Origin of the sequence: Paenibacillus amylolyticus, from assembly GCF_003719335.1 — a bacterium.
Taxonomy (GTDB): Bacteria; Bacillota; Bacilli; order Paenibacillales; family Paenibacillaceae; genus Paenibacillus; species Paenibacillus amylolyticus_D.
The window spans coordinates 346163-363131 of the sequence record NZ_RIAS01000004.1; the positions used below are offsets into that span (position 1 = coordinate 346163).

11 protein-coding genes are annotated in these 16969 nt (G+C 50.6%); 6 read left to right on the plus strand and 5 right to left on the minus strand.

Going from position 1 to position 16969, the window contains the following annotated elements:
• Nucleotides 1-10: 10 nt before the first annotated feature.
• Nucleotides 11-1978, plus strand: a complete 1968-nt coding sequence (locus EC604_RS10220; RefSeq protein WP_205127923.1) for a glycosyltransferase — start codon at nucleotides 11-13, stop codon at nucleotides 1976-1978.
• Nucleotides 1979-2220: 242 nt separating this feature from the next.
• Here EC604_RS10220 and EC604_RS10225 read toward each other — a convergent pair whose 3' ends face one another.
• The 4 genes from EC604_RS10225 to EC604_RS10240 are packed head-to-tail and all read right to left on the minus strand — an operon-like array spanning nucleotide 2221 to nucleotide 6591.
• Nucleotides 2221-2901 (minus strand): class I SAM-dependent methyltransferase, encoded by a 681-nt coding sequence (locus tag EC604_RS10225; RefSeq protein WP_123064063.1) that lies wholly within the window; start codon nucleotides 2899-2901, stop codon nucleotides 2221-2223.
• The gene (locus EC604_RS10230) at nucleotides 2898-4337 is read right to left on the minus strand and encodes a glycosyltransferase family 4 protein (RefSeq protein ID WP_123064064.1); all 1440 of its coding nucleotides are present in this window, start codon (nucleotides 4335-4337) and stop codon (nucleotides 2898-2900) included. The genes EC604_RS10225 and EC604_RS10230 overlap by 4 nt, the downstream gene beginning before the upstream one ends.
• 2 nt (nucleotides 4338-4339) lie before the next feature.
• Nucleotides 4340-5260 carry a glycosyltransferase gene (locus tag EC604_RS10235; RefSeq protein ID WP_123064065.1) on the minus strand — a complete coding sequence of 307 codons (921 nt, stop codon included), beginning with the start codon at nucleotides 5258-5260 and terminating at the stop codon, nucleotides 4340-4342.
• Entirely contained in the window at nucleotides 5260-6591 is a 1332-nt protein-coding gene (locus EC604_RS10240; protein WP_123064066.1) for a hypothetical protein, read from the minus strand. Before EC604_RS10240 ends, EC604_RS10235 begins: the two co-directional genes overlap by 1 nt.
• Before the next feature lie 373 nt (nucleotides 6592-6964).
• Here EC604_RS10240 and EC604_RS10245 point away from each other — a divergent pair, with 373 nt between their 5' ends.
• From EC604_RS10245 to cydC, 4 genes are read left to right on the plus strand one after another with little or no spacing between them, the layout of a single operon-like run.
• Nucleotides 6965-8380: a cytochrome ubiquinol oxidase subunit I gene (locus EC604_RS10245; protein ID WP_123064067.1), complete on the plus strand. Its 1416-nt coding sequence runs from the start codon at nucleotides 6965-6967 to the stop codon at nucleotides 8378-8380.
• On the plus strand, nucleotides 8352-9380 hold the full coding sequence (gene cydB / locus EC604_RS10250; RefSeq protein ID WP_123064068.1) for a cytochrome d ubiquinol oxidase subunit II: 1029 nt from the start codon (nucleotides 8352-8354) through the stop codon (nucleotides 9378-9380). Before EC604_RS10245 ends, cydB begins: the two co-directional genes overlap by 29 nt.
• A 1-nt stretch (nucleotide 9381) precedes the next feature.
• The gene (cydD, locus tag EC604_RS10255; protein WP_123064069.1) at nucleotides 9382-11223 is read left to right on the plus strand and encodes a thiol reductant ABC exporter subunit CydD; all 1842 of its coding nucleotides are present in this window, start codon (nucleotides 9382-9384) and stop codon (nucleotides 11221-11223) included.
• A 1-nt stretch (nucleotide 11224) separates the two neighbouring features.
• A complete protein-coding gene (gene cydC / locus EC604_RS10260) occupies nucleotides 11225-13174 on the plus strand; it encodes a thiol reductant ABC exporter subunit CydC (RefSeq protein WP_123064070.1) in 1950 nt (649 codons plus the stop codon).
• Nucleotides 13175-14077: 903 nt separating this feature from the next.
• On the opposite strand, the gene EC604_RS10265 is transcribed toward cydC, so the two are convergent.
• On the minus strand, nucleotides 14078-15100 hold the full coding sequence (locus tag EC604_RS10265; RefSeq protein WP_123064071.1) for a LacI family DNA-binding transcriptional regulator: 1023 nt from the start codon (nucleotides 15098-15100) through the stop codon (nucleotides 14078-14080).
• A 490-nt stretch (nucleotides 15101-15590) separates the two neighbouring features.
• Between EC604_RS10265 and EC604_RS10270 the strand changes: the two genes are divergently transcribed.
• On the plus strand, nucleotides 15591-16934 hold the full coding sequence (locus EC604_RS10270) for an ABC transporter substrate-binding protein (RefSeq protein ID WP_123064072.1): 1344 nt from the start codon (nucleotides 15591-15593) through the stop codon (nucleotides 16932-16934).
• Nucleotides 16935-16969: the final 35 nt, after the last annotated feature.

Consider the following 16969-nt stretch of genomic DNA (forward strand, 5'->3'; position numbering starts at 1 on the left):
CAGTTTATGCATGATCGTGAAAGATGAGAGTTCGTTTTTGGATCGTTGTCTGGGGTCTGTAAGTGAAATCATAGACGAGATCATAATCGTGGATACAGGCTCGGCGGATGATTCCGTAGCTATTGCTCAGCGATATGATGCAACGATCGTTAAAACAGAGTGGAACGGAGACTTCAGCCAGGCGCGTAATCTTTCGCTGGCTGCCGCAAGTTTTTCGTGGATTTTGGTGCTGGACGCCGATGAAATGTGGATGCATACGTCATGGACAAAGTCAAAGTTACTGGAATGGCTCGAAGCGGGGAGCGAAGAGGTGTGGGGGTATTGGGTTAAGGTGACGAGTCTGCTGGGTATTTCCGGCGAAGAACGTGTAACGGATGAGGTGTGCCGATTATTTCGGAATGACTACCGGATTACTTTTCGTGGAAGAATCCATGAGGAAGTCGCTTCTTCCATTCTCGCGTTGTTGCCGCAAGGGCTTCGTCATTCAGACATCGAGGTTGTTCATTACGGTTATTTGGATGAGGTCATTGCTGCTAAACGAAAAGATGTGCGCAACATGAGATTGATTCGGCTGGCTCTGCAGCAGACACCAGATCAGAAGGAACTGCTATATGCGCTGGCTGCCGAGTGGTTTCAGCAAGCGAAGTATGATGAAGCACTTCGATTGCTGTTGCCGTTGCTGGCGCAGCTTGATCCGACGTGTGGGTATCATTCGGATGTGGTGCTAAAAACAGCATATGCGTGGAGAGAGTTGGGGCAGATTGAGCTGGCGCTCTCTGTGGTGGAGACCTGGGTAACGGTGTACGATGATTTCCCGGATCTGCTTGAACTTGCCGCTGTGCTCGAATTGGATCAGGGGCGTGCAGATCGTGCATTAAAATGGTTAAAGCAGGCGAAAACGGCTGTATCGACAGCAAGGAGGTATACCTCGGTGTCTGGTGCCGGAAGCTACCGCAGCCTAACGTTGGAAGGCATGGCGCATGAGCAGGCTGGCCTCTGGGCAGAAGCGGAAGCAGCCTATACGGCAGCGCTGGACATACAGCCCGGCAACGTGGCGGCATGGCAGCGAATGTTGCTGCTTGGGGCAGCCACGGGACGGCCGCAGGCCATTGCTGGCGTAGCCGAGGGGGGGAGCTTGCCGCTAGCGGCGTGGCAAGCATTGGTCTCGGTCGCGCTGGCGGCGCATCGGACGGAATGGCTGCTGCGCCATGCAGGGGTACTGGGCCCGGCGTATCGCGCGAAGCCGCTTGCCGCTGGGCTGGCGCTGGCCCAGATCGGCGAGGATGCAGCCGCGAGCAAGGCGCTGCGGCTGTGGACAGCGCATGTACAGCATGGGCCAGAGGCTGCGCTGGCACTGTGGGCGCTGGGCCACAAGCAGCGCGAGTGCAGCGTGCCCGGGCGTGCGGCGGCAACGCGAACGCGCCAGCGTGTAGCCGTACCGGAGGTGGCGCGTGCTGCCGAGGCACTGCTGCAAGGCGAGGGCGCGGCAGCGTGCGGCGCTGCGAGCAGCATGGCGCTGCCCGCGCAAGCGCTCGCCGCCGTGGGCGCCTGGCCCGCATGGCTGCGCCTGCTGCAGGCCCTGCCGCCGGGCGGCGCGCTGGCGCTGCTTGCAGCGCTCCCGCCTGCGGCCCGCTGCGGGCTGCTGCGCGCGCCCGCTTGCGCCCGCGCAGGGCTGCTTGCGCTATGCGGCACGCCTAGCGGCGCGCAGCAGCCCTGCGCGGACGAAGTGCCCGCCCCGGTGCTGGCAGCGCATGCGCTCCTCGCGGGCACGCTCGCGCTGCTCGCCGGGCGGCAGAGCCTGGCGCGTGATTGGGCCGATTACGCGGCCCGGATCACGGCACGGCATGCTGCCGCCCAAGGCCGCCCGGCGAAGACTCCGCCGCCGGGCTTGCAGACCCTGCTGCGCCTGACTTCCTCTGGCGCAGACCATGCCCGAGCCTACCAGCAGCAGTGCAACATGCTGCTGGTATACCTGTAATCCGGCGTACTCATAGCGCCGGATACCCCCGGGATGCCCCGGCTTTTCAGCACAGCAAAAAAAGCCGGGGCATCCCGGCACACACTGCATTTACCGCCAGTTTGGCGTGCTATTTCAGACGAATAAACCTATGCACCCCGTAATACTACCGTTTCCTCGCATTACGTTCGGATGCCTAATCGTTTTCTCATTTGCTGTACAACGATTGAGGAATGAAAAGTTGAGCCTGATATTTCATGACACTATCCCTTTCCCGTCTTACAGATCACAGCCCTGAAACAGCGGATGGGTGCACCATACATCTCCGAGGAGATTGCGTCCGCCGGCTCTTCCACAGTTAGCTTATCTTCGATGGTCAGGCCTGTGACAGCCATGATCGTTTCCAGTAAATCCGGTCGCATCTCGGGCACATCAAAAGTGGCGATTAACTGTCCGCTCGGCTTCAACACACGAGCGAATTCGCGAAAAGCCCGCAGCATCGTGCCCGTATCCAGATGCTCCAACACAGAGATGCAGAATATGCGGTCAAACTGCTCGGGACGATAAGGAAGCTGAGCCAGATTGGCCTGAGCGCGGTGAAGCCGGGTGAGGTAATGTTCGGGCAGATGGAGAGCCGCCTGCTCGCCAAAATCAGCCGCAATATCTGAACGAATCGCCTCTTCCGACAAGATGCGTTCATCCCAGTCACATGCGTGAACTTCGCGGCAATGCTCCGTGAGCCAAAATTTGAACGGGTGCGAAATGCCGCAAGCTGCATCCAGCACTACGTCGCTTGAACGTGCAAACTGCCGTGCCCACTCATACTCATAAGGACGGCTCCACCATGCGGGATGAAGCGGAAAAACGAGCGTATCTGTCTTCGGGTCGCTTTGCCGGATATACCTTGATTCCATCATTGCCGTGGTGTCGGGTGTGTCCATCATGTTTGAATCGCCTCCCTCAATCCTGTTTCAGCTAAAAAAGATTCCAGTATCCTGCTCCAACGGCTGCGCCATATGGACAGATCATAGGACAGTGCAGTTTCGCGGGCATAGATACCCAACCGCTCCCGCTCGGTGCGATCTTGAACAAGCCTGACGAGCGCGGCAGTCAGTGCCTGCTCACCCGGGGGCACAAGCAATCCGTTGAACCCATCCTGAATCAGATCATTGAGTCCCCCGACATTCGAAGCGATCACCGGAAGACCGCAGCTCATCGCTTCCAAGCATGCGTAGGAGGTTCCCTCCGAGAATAGCGTAGGAATGACAACGATGTCCGCCTGATGATAAGCGTCACGAATATCTTTGAAATCGTACGTATGCTGATGGATGCGGGCCGTATGCGGATGTGTACGCTGCCAATAGCGAAAGGCTCTGCCCACCGTGCTGCCTTCCACTAACTCTCCGGCAAATTCAACTTCCACATCTGGAAAAGCCCCGAGCAGCTTATCTGCCGCAAGCATCATAGGAATAATACCGCGCTCGCTGCTGATGCGGCGTGGATACAGAATGCGGATTGGACGTGGTGCTGGCACAGGCACAGCGTTGTTCGAATGAACTTGACCTTGCTGAGAAGTAGTTTCGGCAACCCCATTTTCAAAAGAGATAACACCGGCAACAGAGCCTTCACCGTGCTCTTTCTTAAAACTCTTCGTTTGGGCTTTTTCCCCTTGCTTGAAATATACATCTGAATCATCATGACCTGCTGTATCATGATGCACTACATCTGCTCTGGATTCCTGAACGAGAATGTCTTCATGTCCAGCCTGAAGTGCCGCCTCTTTTTTCCATGCCGACATCCACTCTTCTTCATGATGCGGTGCGAGTGCCCTGCTTGGCGGAGCTGGGATGAAATAAGAGGTGTCCACTGCGTTAGGAATCAGCACAATTTGTTCTGAATCAGTATACGTACAAGTTGCCCGGCAGAAGGTCTGGAAATGGGAGTCTACCGAAACGATGCGAACCAGTCCGTCCAGCGCCAGCTGAATGTGATCGGCAACCTGGCGTTTCGTCTCGAGCGGCAGGCGGGGACGGTCCCAATTAATTCCATGACATATCCCAAGGCTGCCAGGTTTATAGGTGATGGGCTGCCACAGGCAACTGGCATAGATGATCGGACCACGGGCTGCTGCGGCCATTCGGTCAAAGGCTTCCGGTACATTTTCCATGTCGTAATCATAACCATAGACGTCAATCTGTTCGGTTCGGGTTTGGAATGCTTCAAAATAGGATAGCTGGTGCACCTCGGGGATATGTCCGAGTCCGCGGATGACACTGCATAGATCGAGAATATAACGTTCCAGTCCGCCTCCAAATACCCGGCCAAACTTCCGGTTGTAACCATCGGTAAAACTATGGGTCAGTATGCTGACCACACCCATAATTAGGACTCCTCCTTCCAAGGGAGCAGGCGCGGTTCAGGGTCCAGAATGGACTCATACTGCGCTGGGTTGCCCCATTCTCCATGCGGATCAATACGTTTGTAGCGTAAATATTTGCGTACCCGATCCTCCAAACTCCCTGCCCAGCCGAGATGCTGAACTTTCAGTTCAGTGCATACTCCTGGCAACACGGTACAGGACGCGGGAAGACGAGGAACATGGTGATTCTGTTGCGGGTAAAAGTAAGGATAGCCCGGCATGTAACGGACAAGGGAGGCGGTGTGACGTTTGTGCATCGCCCAAAGCTCATCCTCCCGATAATGTGTTCGGCAACCCCACATATCGTAGAATCGGAAGGCAAACCAGTCTGCATAGTCCTGATCAATGAGCTTGCGCATTGCCTTTTTGGCTTCAGCACTGTATAGTTCATCTGCATCTACCGAGAGAAGCCAGTCTGGATCTGTACTGACTGCAGCTTGCCATAACGTGTTGCGAAGGCGCCATTCTTCGGCAAACAGTGGCTTCTCCAATACGTCAAGACGAACTACTTTTGGGAAAGCTCTGCATATATCCGGTGTTCCATCTGTACTGGCGTCATCCACGATGACGATTTCATCTACGAATACACTCAGATCTTGCAACACTTCTTCCAGATACCGACCTTGTTCATTACGTACCTGGAGCATGGCAGTCAGCTTGTTGTTTTTACTTCTGCGCACCCGGCGTACGGGAGAGTTTTGTTCATACGCATCCACCTCTACATCACGTGTGGCAGAAGGATGGGGTTCCTCTTCGATCCGTGAGTTAACGATACGATGAACTTGACTTGAGGAACTTTGGGATTCGGAACTGGAAGACGTTTGAAGCGAATCATGCATAACGGGTCTACTTCCAGGGGTTCTGCGCTTCTTCGGGTCTATCATTAAGGCACCTCCCCAAGCAATTGCTGTACAGCATGATCCAGCAGCTCCAGTTCCATAATCCGAGCTAAAGCCTCTTCATCCTCCACAGCTGTCTCCAGAAACTGTCTTACCGCACCGTGACGTTCACCCCGAAGAGCCAGAGCTGTCCCGGATAGTTGTCGATATTGCAGAAGGCTGGCCGCATCCTGAATATCACTGGCATGAACGAGCGCAAGCGCATCCTCCACACACTCCGTTTCCTGATAGATGCGGAACTTCCAATGTCTTGCCGTTTCCCCGCCAAGCTCATCCAGAACGCGCAGAGCACTGCCATAATCATCATTGATACGCAGCAGTTCTGCCCGCACCAACTGTTCCTCTCCGGCTTCAAGCCAGCGGCACAATTGCTCATAATGATGGCGTTCCTGCTCGTTATTTGCACTGATGCCAAACACCTGTAGGGCTTCTTCAATCTGACCTGATCTCGCATAGATGGCGGAGAGGAACCGGTAATGGGACACCACACAATCCTGTCTTCCGTTGATAACAGCATGACTGAATGCTTCCTTGAGTGAAGTGCTGGCGCGCGAATCCTCCAGCAGATACTCATAAGCGGACAGAAGAAACGAAATAGTCTCATGAGCACCTGTTTTGGCTCGGAGCTGTCTGTAGTAATCGGCTCGCGCACGACATTGAAGCATGGTAATGTGGTCTGGCTTACCTGTCAGTACCTGCTGAAGTGCATGCATAAAAAATATCTCATAATCGCGCAGTGGAATACGTGTACCCTCATAATGGATGTAACCGGCGGGAGAAGTGTCTTCTCCTCCTAACCAGATGGCACGGGTACCTTGAAAGAGCAGCTTCATGTACCGGGTCTCCGAAGATGTGGCCACCAGATCGGCAATGCCGACAAGTCTGGAGATACTGCTCTCCCAGAGTGGAGATGCGGCTTCATCTCCTACCGGTTCAGGCAATAGTGCAATACATATTTCCGGCTGTAGTGAAGCTACAGCCATAAGCCAATATGGATGTGTAACGATTGCAACGGTATGTTGTTCCTGTAATCGTTTTTCCGCCTCCGATAGGGAGATCACTTGAATGGCTTTTGGCAAATCTTCTTCTTCAGATGTACGGCTGCTGACATAAAAGATCGTGCTTTCTTGAGCTACGAATAACGCAGCGATGTCCGGGTAGGGGAAGGATGACCAGCCACCTTTTCGCGGGAAAATCACATATTGAACTGCAATGTCTGTGGACACAGACAGATCCGTTGTTGCCTTCTTGGAGTCCTCTTCCTGCCTCATTTTTTGCGTTGGACCAGTATCAGTTGCCTGTTCAGCGTGTTCCATCTGTAACTCACCACACTTTGACAAGGGATTTTTGGTATGTAAAAAGTCGTTGCAGCACTTCGCATATCTCCGTCTGACACTAACATATGGGCATTTGTCTCCAAACATGAACAACTTCCATGAATACATGCATCAGCTCAAGACGAATGGAGGTACGGACAAGCGCAATAAATAGGCTTAATTTTATCTATTGTGTGACCGAGGTCACTTTTTTTGCTTAAGAGAGGCTGGATTGTGAGAATTATCACATGTGAAAAATAGGTAATCTGGCACAATACGTTCAACAACGTATTTGGAGGACAGACAGCGAAGATGCCCGCTTCAAGGCCATTTACGTATCTTGCTAAAGCGAACAGAAAGAAGGGGTAAAGGTATGGATCCGATTATGTTATCGCGTATCCAATATGCACTTACAACGATTTTCCACTTTTTCTTCGTACCGCTATCCATTGGCCTCGTGCTGTTGGTAGCGATTATGGAGACGTTGTATGTTGCGAAGGGAAAAGAGATTTACAAAACGATGGCCAAGTTCTGGGGCAAGTTGTTCCTGATCAACTTTGCCGTCGGTGTGGTCACCGGTATTTTGCAAGAATTCCAGTTCGGCATGAACTGGTCGGAGTACTCCCGGTTTGTCGGTGACGTCTTTGGTGCGCCACTGGCGATTGAGGCTCTGCTAGCGTTTTTTATGGAATCGACATTTATCGGTTTATGGATATTCGGCTGGGATCGTTTGTCTAAAAAAGTGCATCTGGCCTGCATCTGGCTCGTATTTGCCGGTACATTCCTGTCAGCGGTTTGGATTCTGGCAGCGAACTCGTTTATGCAGCATCCCGTTGGATTCGCCATCAATAATGGCCGGGCGGAGATGAATGACTTCTTTGCACTGCTTACGAATGGTCAGCTTCTCGTTGAATTCCCGCACACAATTTTTGGTGCGTTAATGACGGGAGCCTTTGTGGTGACGGGAATTAGTGCGTATAAGTTAATGAAAAAACAAGACGTGGACGTGTTCCGCAGATCTTTCAACATTGCCATTATTATCGGTCTCGTATCCTCGCTGGGCGTAGCTTTCTCGGGGCATTTTCAGGCACAATATCTGGTGGAAACACAACCGATGAAGATGGCTGCAAGCGAAGGTACGTGGACGACAACAGAAGATCCGGCCCCGTGGACGGTCATAGCCTCCATCGACCCGGAGAAGCAGGAAAATTCGGGTGAGATCAAAATTCCTGGATTACTTAGCTACCTGTCTTACAGTAAATTTTCAGGCAGTGTCAAAGGTATGAAAGAACTGAATGCTGAGTATCAACAAACGTACGGACCTGGGGACTATATCCCTCCTGTACGCACGACGTTCTGGAGCTTCCGTGTCATGATTGCTGCAGGCGGCTTGATGATCCTGCTTGCGATGTATGGCACATATCTGGCTTGGCGTAAGAAGCTGGAAGTGGCTAAACCTTGGTTTATGCGTCTGATGGTCTTTGCGATCTCCCTACCGTTTATTGCAAATTCAGCAGGATGGATTATGACCGAGGTCGGAAGACAGCCATGGACGGTGTTCGGGTACATGACGACCGAAGCAGGTGTGTCCCCGAATGTTTCCGCAGGAATGATTTTGTTCTCCACGATTGCCTTTACTGCTGCGTATACGGTTCTTGGCATCGTGATGGTCTTCCTGTTTGTACGCAAAATCAAAGCAGGTCCATATGCAGTCGATAAGTCGGAAGAGCATGATGAGCCGGCCGATCCGTTTGGCGTAGATGGGGGGTATTCCGTTGTTACTAAGTGAGCTGTGGTTTGTGCTGATTGCCGTATTGTTTATCGGATTTTTCTTTCTTGAAGGATTCGATTTCGGGGTGGGGATGTCTACGGGGTTGATTGCCAAAACAGATCGTGAACGTCGTACGTTAATCAATTCAATTGGTCCGTTCTGGGATGGAAACGAGGTCTGGCTGCTGACCGCAGGCGGTGCCATGTTTGCAGCCTTCCCGCACTGGTATGCAACGCTGTTCAGCGGATTCTACCTGCCGCTGGTGGTTGTGTTGCTATTGCTGATTGGACGCGGAGTTGCCTTTGAATTCCGCAGTAAAATGAAACAGCAGCACTGGCGTAGAACGTGGGACATCATTATTGTGGTGGCAAGTGCGTTGCTGCCATTCCTGTTTGGGGTCGTTTTTGCAACGTTGATGAAGGGGCTGCCTATTGATGAGAACATGCAGATGCATGCCGGCTTCCTGGATATTGTTAATCCGTACACCGTTGTAGGCGGCTTGAGTGTAACGTTGTTGTGTTTGGTTCACGGGCTGTTATTTGCTTCCTTGCGTACCGTAGGTGAATTGAGAGAACGTGCACTTCACATGGCGAAAAAGTTGATGATACCACTGGTGGCAGTTCTTGCTATATACGCGATATTAACCTATTTGATGACCGACGTATTTACCGTTCGCGGCTGGGCGCTCTGGATTATGATTGCGCTGGGTGCTGTGGCGCTGTCTCTTGCGGCTTACTTCATTCGTCAGCAGCGTGAAGGTTGGGCTTTCGGGATGACGGGTGCGGTTATTGCCATTGCTTTTGCCTCCGTATTTATCGGATTATTCCCACGAGTTATGGTGAGTTCCATCAATTCGGCATTTGATCTGACTGTATATAACGCAGCATCGGGTGCTTATTCATTAAAAGTGATGACCATTGTTGCCTGCACATTACTGCCATTTGTACTTGGATATCAGATCTGGAGTTATTATATTTTCCGCAAACGTCTGAACGAACAGCACCACCTGGAGTACTGACATGGGACGCGGGCTAATGAAGCTGCCGGGCATCCGGCCGGTACTCGCACTGGCATCTGCGTTGGTGCTGTTACAGGCGATGACGATTATTATGCAGGCCAAATGGTTGGCACAGGCCATTACGGCATTGTTTGAAGGTGCTGCGGTTTCGTCACAGTATCCGGTGCTGCTGTTGTTCCTGGCTGCTTTTGCCGCTCGCTATGCCTTGTCATTCTGGTTACAGCTTGTCACTACGCGGTATGCGGAGAGAACCGGAACCGATCTGCGTAAACAGATGACGGAACAATGGTTTAGACTTGGGCCGCGTTATGCCAAAACAGAAGGTACGGGACATCTGGTGACGCTGGCACGTGAAGGTATTTCCCAATATAAAACGTATCTGGAGCTGTTTATCCCGCGTATGCTGGGCATGGGCTTCACACCAGTTATCATTCTGCTTTATGTATTCAAACTGGATACGATGTCCGGTGTGATATTAATGCTGACGCTGCCGATTCTGATCGTGTTTATGATCCTTATTGGTCTGGCGACTCAGCGTAAGATCGATGGACAATTCAAGTCCCATAAAGCGCTGGCGAATCATTTTGTGGATACGCTGCGTGGGTTGGAAACGTTGAAAACGCTGGGTCAAAGCAAGACACACGAGGGCTCCATCATGCGAGTGAGCCAGCGATACCGAAAAGCAACGATGTCCACACTACGCATGGCCTTTTTGTCCTCGTTTGCGCTGGATTTCTTCACCATGTTGTCGGTTGCGTCCGTTGCGGTAGGTCTCGGACTCCGGCTTACGGAAGGACATATGTCACTGTTTCCTGCTCTAACGGTATTAATTCTAGCACCGGAGTATTTCCTGCCCGTACGCATGTTGGGTGCAGATTACCACGCGACTCTGGATGGCAAGGAAGCTGGAGAAGCGATTAATCAAGTGATTGGACGAGGCAAGGCCGCAGAACAGCGTCAGACAGAGGCCTATGCAAGTGAATTGGATCAAGCGGGGGTGTTGGGTGAACATGAAAACGGCCCTGTCTCCTCTTCACAACTGCGAGTGGTGTTTAACCGGGATAAACATGGGATGCATAATGTGGCAACGGCATCCTCTTGGGGAGAACACAGCCGATTAGCGCTGAAGGATATTCAGGTTCAGCATGAAGCAGAGGGAACTTATTCCCTTCAGGATGTGAGTTTTCAGCTGAAGGGCATTGGTAAGATCGGAATTATCGGTGCCAGTGGAGCGGGAAAATCAACGCTCATCGATGTTCTCGCAGGTTTTCAGCTTCCAACAGCCGGACAAATGCAGGTCAATGGTCAGCCTATGAGTCTGGAACTGCTCAAGGCTTGGCGTAGCCAGACGGCTGCGATTCCGCAACATCCGTATATTTTCAGCGGTTCAATTGCGGATAATATTCGTTTTTACATGCCGGAAGCATCCGATGTGGAAGTGGCTCAAGCAGCGCAGGCAGCTGGGCTGACAAAGCTATTGTCATCTCTTGCAAATGGGCTGCATGAACCAATTGGTGCAGGGGGCAGACAGCTCAGCGGCGGCCAGGAGCAACGTGTGGCGCTGGCAAGAGCTTTGCTGAGTGAACGCAGTGTTCTGTTGCTTGATGAACCTACGGCACATCTGGATGTGGAGACTGAATATGAACTGAAGCAGACGATGCTGCCCTTGTTCGAAGGTAAACTCGTCTTTCTGGCAACTCATCGTCTGCACTGGATGCCGCATATGGATCATATTATTGTCATGGATGGCGGTACGGTAGCCGAGACAGGCACACATCAGGAACTGCTTGCACGAAAAGGGGTATATTATCACATGGTTGAGGCGCAGATGGAGGCGATATGAGATGAAATCCGGACATCCAGGTACAGAGAGCGAACGAGGCGGACAAGGTGGAAAAAATAGCTGGATTACTCCATACGCGGCACAGTACCGCTGGCGATTTATCGGTGCGATTGCACTCGGCACATGCGCGGCTCTCTGTGCGGTGATGCTCCTTTTTACCTCCGGATATCTGATCTCCAAGTCTGCGCTGCGTCCTGAAAATATTTTGATGGTCTATGTTCCGATTGTGGGTGTACGTGCCTTTGGGATCTTCCGGGCGGTGTTCCGTTATGTCGAACGACTGGCTGGGCATGATGCTGTTTTGCGTGTACTCGCAGATCAGCGGGTTAAGCTGTATCGCATTTTGGAGCCGCAGGCTCTGTTTCTGCGTTCGCGAATGCAAACCGGTGACGTGCTCGGTGCACTGGCTGATGATGTAGAACGTCTGCAAGATATTTATTTGCGTACCGTATTCCCCGCTGTTACAGCACTTGTGATCTACGGTGCTGCTGTACTGGCATTTGGCAGTGTAGATCCGATGTTTGCACTATGGATGGCACTGTACATGTTGTTTATTGTTGTGTTGCTTCCTGCAATTTCTTTAAAACGAACCTGGAGATGGCGTGTGCAGCTCAAAAGAGAAAACAGCAAGTTGTACACACGTCTGACCGACGGCGTACTCGGGCTGGGAGACTGGATTGCAAGTGGCAGAGCGTCAGCGTTCGTGCAGTGGCAGGAAGAGGATGAGGAGTATGCTGATCAGATTCGCCGTAGACTGCGTCGCTGGAACCGTTGGCGCGATTTTATTGCTCAATGCCTCATTGGAGTAATGGTTGTGTGGGTCACTATGTGGGCAGGACAAAATGCTTCAGCGGCTCAGCTACCTGCGGTTATGATTGCGGCATTTGTGCTCGTCCTGTTCCCGCTCACGGAATCGCTGTTGCCGGTCGGTGACGCAGCAGGGCATGTGCCAGATTACCGTGAATCGTTGGACCGATTAAACAAGCTGGAAGGCTCGGAAGATATGGGACGTCGGAATTGGGAAGAGCAGAAAAAGAAGTCTCACGCATTTGGGTCGCATAACAAACATCGATCTAGTTCAGTTGCGATGCAATCGACCGAGGGGATGCCCGCAGCGGATAGGGGAACGACTACAGATGGACGAATCCGTCTACGTATTCCGCCGAAACTGCGCGCGGATATTACCATAGAGCAAGTGAGTTATCAGTATGAAGAAGAGACAGCATATGCCGTTCGGGATCTCTCGCTGCATCTGCCTCAGGGCAAACGAATGGCTATTCTTGGACGTAGCGGTGGCGGTAAATCAACGTTGTTGAAGCTGATTCAAGGTGCTTTGTCTCCCTCATCCGGCGAGGTTCTAATCAATGATCTGCCTGTAGAGATGCTTGGCGAGAGTGTAACCGAAGTGATAGCAGTGCTCAATCAGAGCCCACATCTCTTTAATACGACGGTTGCAGGCAATCTGCGGATTGGTCGTCCGGATGCAACGGATGAAGAGATTCGGCAGGTCGCTGCACAGGTTGGCCTGGCTGAACTGATCGAGTCTCTGCCACAGGGGTATCAGACACCGATGCTGGAGACAGGACTGCGCTTCTCCGGCGGAGAGCGTCAGCGGATTGCGCTAGCCAGGGTTTTGCTGCGGAAGACGCCCGTTGTTATTTTTGATGAGCCGACCGTAGGGTTAGACCCCGTGACAGAACGCGAACTGATGCGCACCATGCTGGACAGCCTGCAAGGCAAAACTTTAATCTGGGTTACCCACCACCTGATTGGTGCAGAGAAGATGGACGAGATCGTGTTTGTGGAAAATGGAAACATCGTCATGCAGGGTTCTCACGAACAACTGCTAGCTCGGGAAGAACGATATCGCCGACTCCTTGAACTGGATCGGCCCGGATGGCTGGATCGGCAGCGCAAATCCCCGCTGCCTCCCACCGCTGCTTTCAAGTAACCGACCGTAGCAGGAGATTGTGACCCTATGTGAGTAGAGAGATTTCGTCCCTCCACTAGTTGTCCTGTGGTGTCAACGAGTAGCAGATAGGATGCAGGAAAATATATAATGCAGTAAATAATGTAAAAAAGACGAAGCAGGCACAGTCCTGCTTCGTCTTTTTGTTGTTTGTCGCCCGAAGTCGCCAGTCGCCCGAAGTCGGTGTCCGACTATGCAGCTCTCTTCATGTACTGACCATCATTTACTGAACACCCATTACTCCCCATCTGTGCACTGCCAAGCTACAACAATGGAAAAGGTAAATACAGTCTAGGGTTATGGAAGATTCGAAGATTCGTTGAGCCCTCTCCATCACCCGTCAGGGTCAGTTATGGATCTTTTACTTGATGACAATGTGGCTAACGATCACAGATGACGCTATTTGGCCCAATTTAGCTCTTTTCGAATTCTAACGATCATGAGGAACGCTATTTTCACATTTGTGCCCGAAAACCGCAGTAAATAAGCCGTTTTGGTTCAAATAGCGTCGCTGGTGATCGTTAGAATTTTTACCAAGGCCAAATCCGGCAAATAAGGCTTCTGGTGATCGTTAGAGTATGGAAGGGGGGAGAGAGGTAACTAGTGCACACGGGGTTCCAACAAAAATAATAACAGAGTAACTATTTAGCTTCACCTCAGTGTCAACCAACGAACCAACCAACCAACTAAAGAACCAAAAGAACCAATCAAATAACGAACTGCTACCGAACCATCCATATAATCAGAGCCTCGAGTTCAACATATACCTGACACGACAGACGATGTTTCTACTCGACGTCACTCTCAAATCACAGTGCCGCTCAACTTGAATAACGCGATATCCAGCCGAGCAGCCCAGTCCTTCTTTTACACTGCCTGACTCTTTTACTGGTATGCCAGCAACGTGCCACAGGATCGGCGCAGTACCAGTTCCGGCTCTACTTTAATGCAACGATTATCCATTTGTTTGTTCATTAGGTCGAACAGGATCATTGCCGCAAGACGTCCGATTTTGTCTGTATCCTGCTTAACAGTTGTGAGTGGCGGATCACTGTAGCGGCAGGCCTCAATGTCATCACAACCTGCAACAGCGATGTCCTCGGGAACACGGAGTCCCGCCTCTTTAAAGGCTCGTACTGCTCCAAATGCAAGCAAGTCCGTGGCGGCGAATACAGCTCGCGGCAAGACATCTGCTTGTAATAGCTGTTTGGCTGCCTCGTAACCATCGGTAGCGGCATAATCTTGGCTATATACCAACCATTCCGGTTTCTCTTCTAGACTAAACTGCTTTAGGGATTGTTTAAAGGCTTTTTCCCGATGCTGCATGACGAGGGAGGCACGCTTTAGCCCGATAAACCCGATATCCCGATATCCATTCATATAAAATTGTTCCACCACTTTGGTAGAGATTTTCTCGTTATCCGACATGATATAACAGGAGTTCTGTCCAGTCATCTCAATGTCAATTCCGATACAGGGAATAGGACTGGCATCAAGGTCAGATACGCTGCTCTCCACCTCATCCCCGGCAATGATAATACAGCCATCCACTTGAAAATATTTGGAACGTGCCAGATAGTCCTCTCCCTGATCCAGAAATTTTTCATTGGAAAAGAAGAGCAAATCATATCCTAACAGGCCGATCTGTTTCTTAAAGGCATTAATGACCTCTACAAAGAAAGGGTGACTGAAATCCACATTCAATTTCCCTGCAAAGACAACACCCACCAGGTTGGACTTTTTAGTTGCCAGTGTTTTGGCGGAAGATGAGGGGCGATAACCCGTTTCCTCCATAATCTTAAGTACACGTTGGCGTGTCTCTTCACCAATGTCAGGATAGTTGTTAATAATTTTGGACACTGTTGCAACAGACACACCGGCCAAACGAGCTATCGTTTTGATATTCATCATATATCCCTCAAATTCTAAACTAGTTTCGTAGATTGTGGCTGCGCATTTTTATTGCTTTCTTGCCAACATTCTATGTCACAACCATCTGAGAGTCAATAACAGAAAGGGTAATCGTCGAGATGATTATGATATGTGTGGATATATTTTTAGTATTTGCTCTCGAATCTAACGAAAACACCAGCATGTTTTAGTAAAAATAACCTATTTTTCCGCAAGTAGAGGCTTGTTTTAACTAGATTGAAAAGAAGAGTAGAGGTGTAAAAACAAAGCCGCCGAATAGAGGTTTCGTAAAATAAAATATGGAGTTGCCCGTAAAGCAACGCTCAATCCCAGATATGACGCGGTTTCATCACATATTTTGTAAAAACTCAAATAAACTATTTACAAATTTATCAGGTGGAGTCATAATGAGGGTGTAATTAACGAAACTGATTTCGTGAATTCGCTAAATTCGTAAATTAATCTTGAATGGCTGGGGGAAAGTGATATGAAGAGAAAGATCTTATCTATTACACTTGTAACCGCTTTAATGTTTGTGCTCGCAGCATGTGGCAACGGTTCGACCGATTCAGATGGGAAGGCTTCTACGGATGGAAACAAAAAGGTGACGTTAAAGATCATTCACTGGCAGCAAGAGAATATCAACAATTACATCAAAGAATTTAATAAAAAGTTTGAGGAGAAGTACCCGGACGTGAAAGTGGAGTACACAACAGTTCCGGCAGATGCAACATACGATCAATTGATGCAAACACGGATGAACGCAGGTAGTACGGGCGATGTAGATATCATTCCGCTCAAGTCCAGCTTCGTTGGTGCTCCGCAAGACTGGTCTAAGGGTGCGGCTGATCCGATGTGGAAGCAGTGGATCGATGCAGGGCTGATCAGTGACTTGTCGGGTCAGGCTTTTATCAAAAACTATAACGAAGTTGATGTGCAGAACGCGATGACGTACAACGACAAGGTGTACGGTGTCAACATGGGTAAAGTGGCATTTACAGGCTTGTTCTACAATAAAGACCTTTTTGCCAAATACAATCTGCAAGTGCCAACAACGTGGGATGAACTGCAAAACGTCATCAAAGTATTCAAAGATAACGGCGTAGAAGCACTGGGCTTCGCAGGTAAAGATGTCTGGCCGATTGGCCTTGCAGTACAAGGGCTTCAAGCCTCGATTCATGACGACCAACTGAGCTACATCAAAGGTCTGTGGACAGGTCAAACCAAGTTGACTGATCCGGTACAGATCGAAGTATTGCAAAAGGCTCAAACGCTAATGAACAGTGCAATGCCTGGTTTCATGGGGATTGACTACGGAACACTGCCAAGTCTGTTTGCTACAGGTAAGGTGGCGATGATTGCGGACGGTACGTGGGATGCTACGACGATTCAAGCGGCTAACCCGGATCTAAAGTTTGGATATTTCCCAATTCCGGGTAGTAATGATGCGGCGAAAAACAAAGACTTGGCTGGTAAATACGATATGACCTGGATGGTTGTAGATAAGTCACCGAATAAGGATTATGCGCTGAAGTGGCTTGAGATGCTGTCGGAGAAAGGTAACTATACGGATTTCGTTAATGCAGCCGGATTCCTTCCGACACAGCCTGATGTAGAAATCAAGAGCGAGTTTATCAAAGACATTCAACCATACCTTGAGAATTTCAAGCTTTCCTGGGATCAGTTGTTTATTAATCGTCAGAACGTAGGACAGTACATTGCGGAGTCCAGTGTTCACGCAGAGATGCTTAAACCGGCTGGGCCAATTGCTACACCAGAGGAACTTGCGAGCAAATCACAAGCAGACTGGGATGCAGCAGCTCCAAAATAAACCCATGATTGGACTCGTCTACTGTAAATAATTCG

Coding starts and splice junctions, on each gene's coding strand:
- EC604_RS10225 (WP_123064063.1), bottom strand. CDS start 2,901: ATGATGGACACACCCGACACCACGGCAATGATGGAATCAAGGTATATC.
- EC604_RS10240 (WP_123064066.1), bottom strand. CDS start 6,591: ATGGAACACGCTGAACAGGCAACTGATACTGGTCCAACGCAAAAAATG.
- cydD (WP_123064069.1), top strand. CDS start 9,382: ATGGGACGCGGGCTAATGAAGCTGCCGGGCATCCGGCCGGTACTCGCA.
- EC604_RS10230 (WP_123064064.1), bottom strand. CDS start 4,337: ATGGGTGTGGTCAGCATACTGACCCATAGTTTTACCGATGGTTACAAC.
- EC604_RS10235 (WP_123064065.1), bottom strand. CDS start 5,260: ATGATAGACCCGAAGAAGCGCAGAACCCCTGGAAGTAGACCCGTTATG.
- EC604_RS10245 (WP_123064067.1), top strand. CDS start 6,965: ATGGATCCGATTATGTTATCGCGTATCCAATATGCACTTACAACGATT.
- EC604_RS10265 (WP_123064071.1), bottom strand. CDS start 15,100: ATGAATATCAAAACGATAGCTCGTTTGGCCGGTGTGTCTGTTGCAACA.
- EC604_RS10220 (WP_205127923.1), top strand. CDS start 11: ATGATCGTGAAAGATGAGAGTTCGTTTTTGGATCGTTGTCTGGGGTCT.
- EC604_RS10270 (WP_123064072.1), top strand. CDS start 15,591: ATGAAGAGAAAGATCTTATCTATTACACTTGTAACCGCTTTAATGTTT.
- cydC (WP_123064070.1), top strand. CDS start 11,225: ATGAAATCCGGACATCCAGGTACAGAGAGCGAACGAGGCGGACAAGGT.
- cydB (WP_123064068.1), top strand. CDS start 8,352: ATGGGGGGTATTCCGTTGTTACTAAGTGAGCTGTGGTTTGTGCTGATT.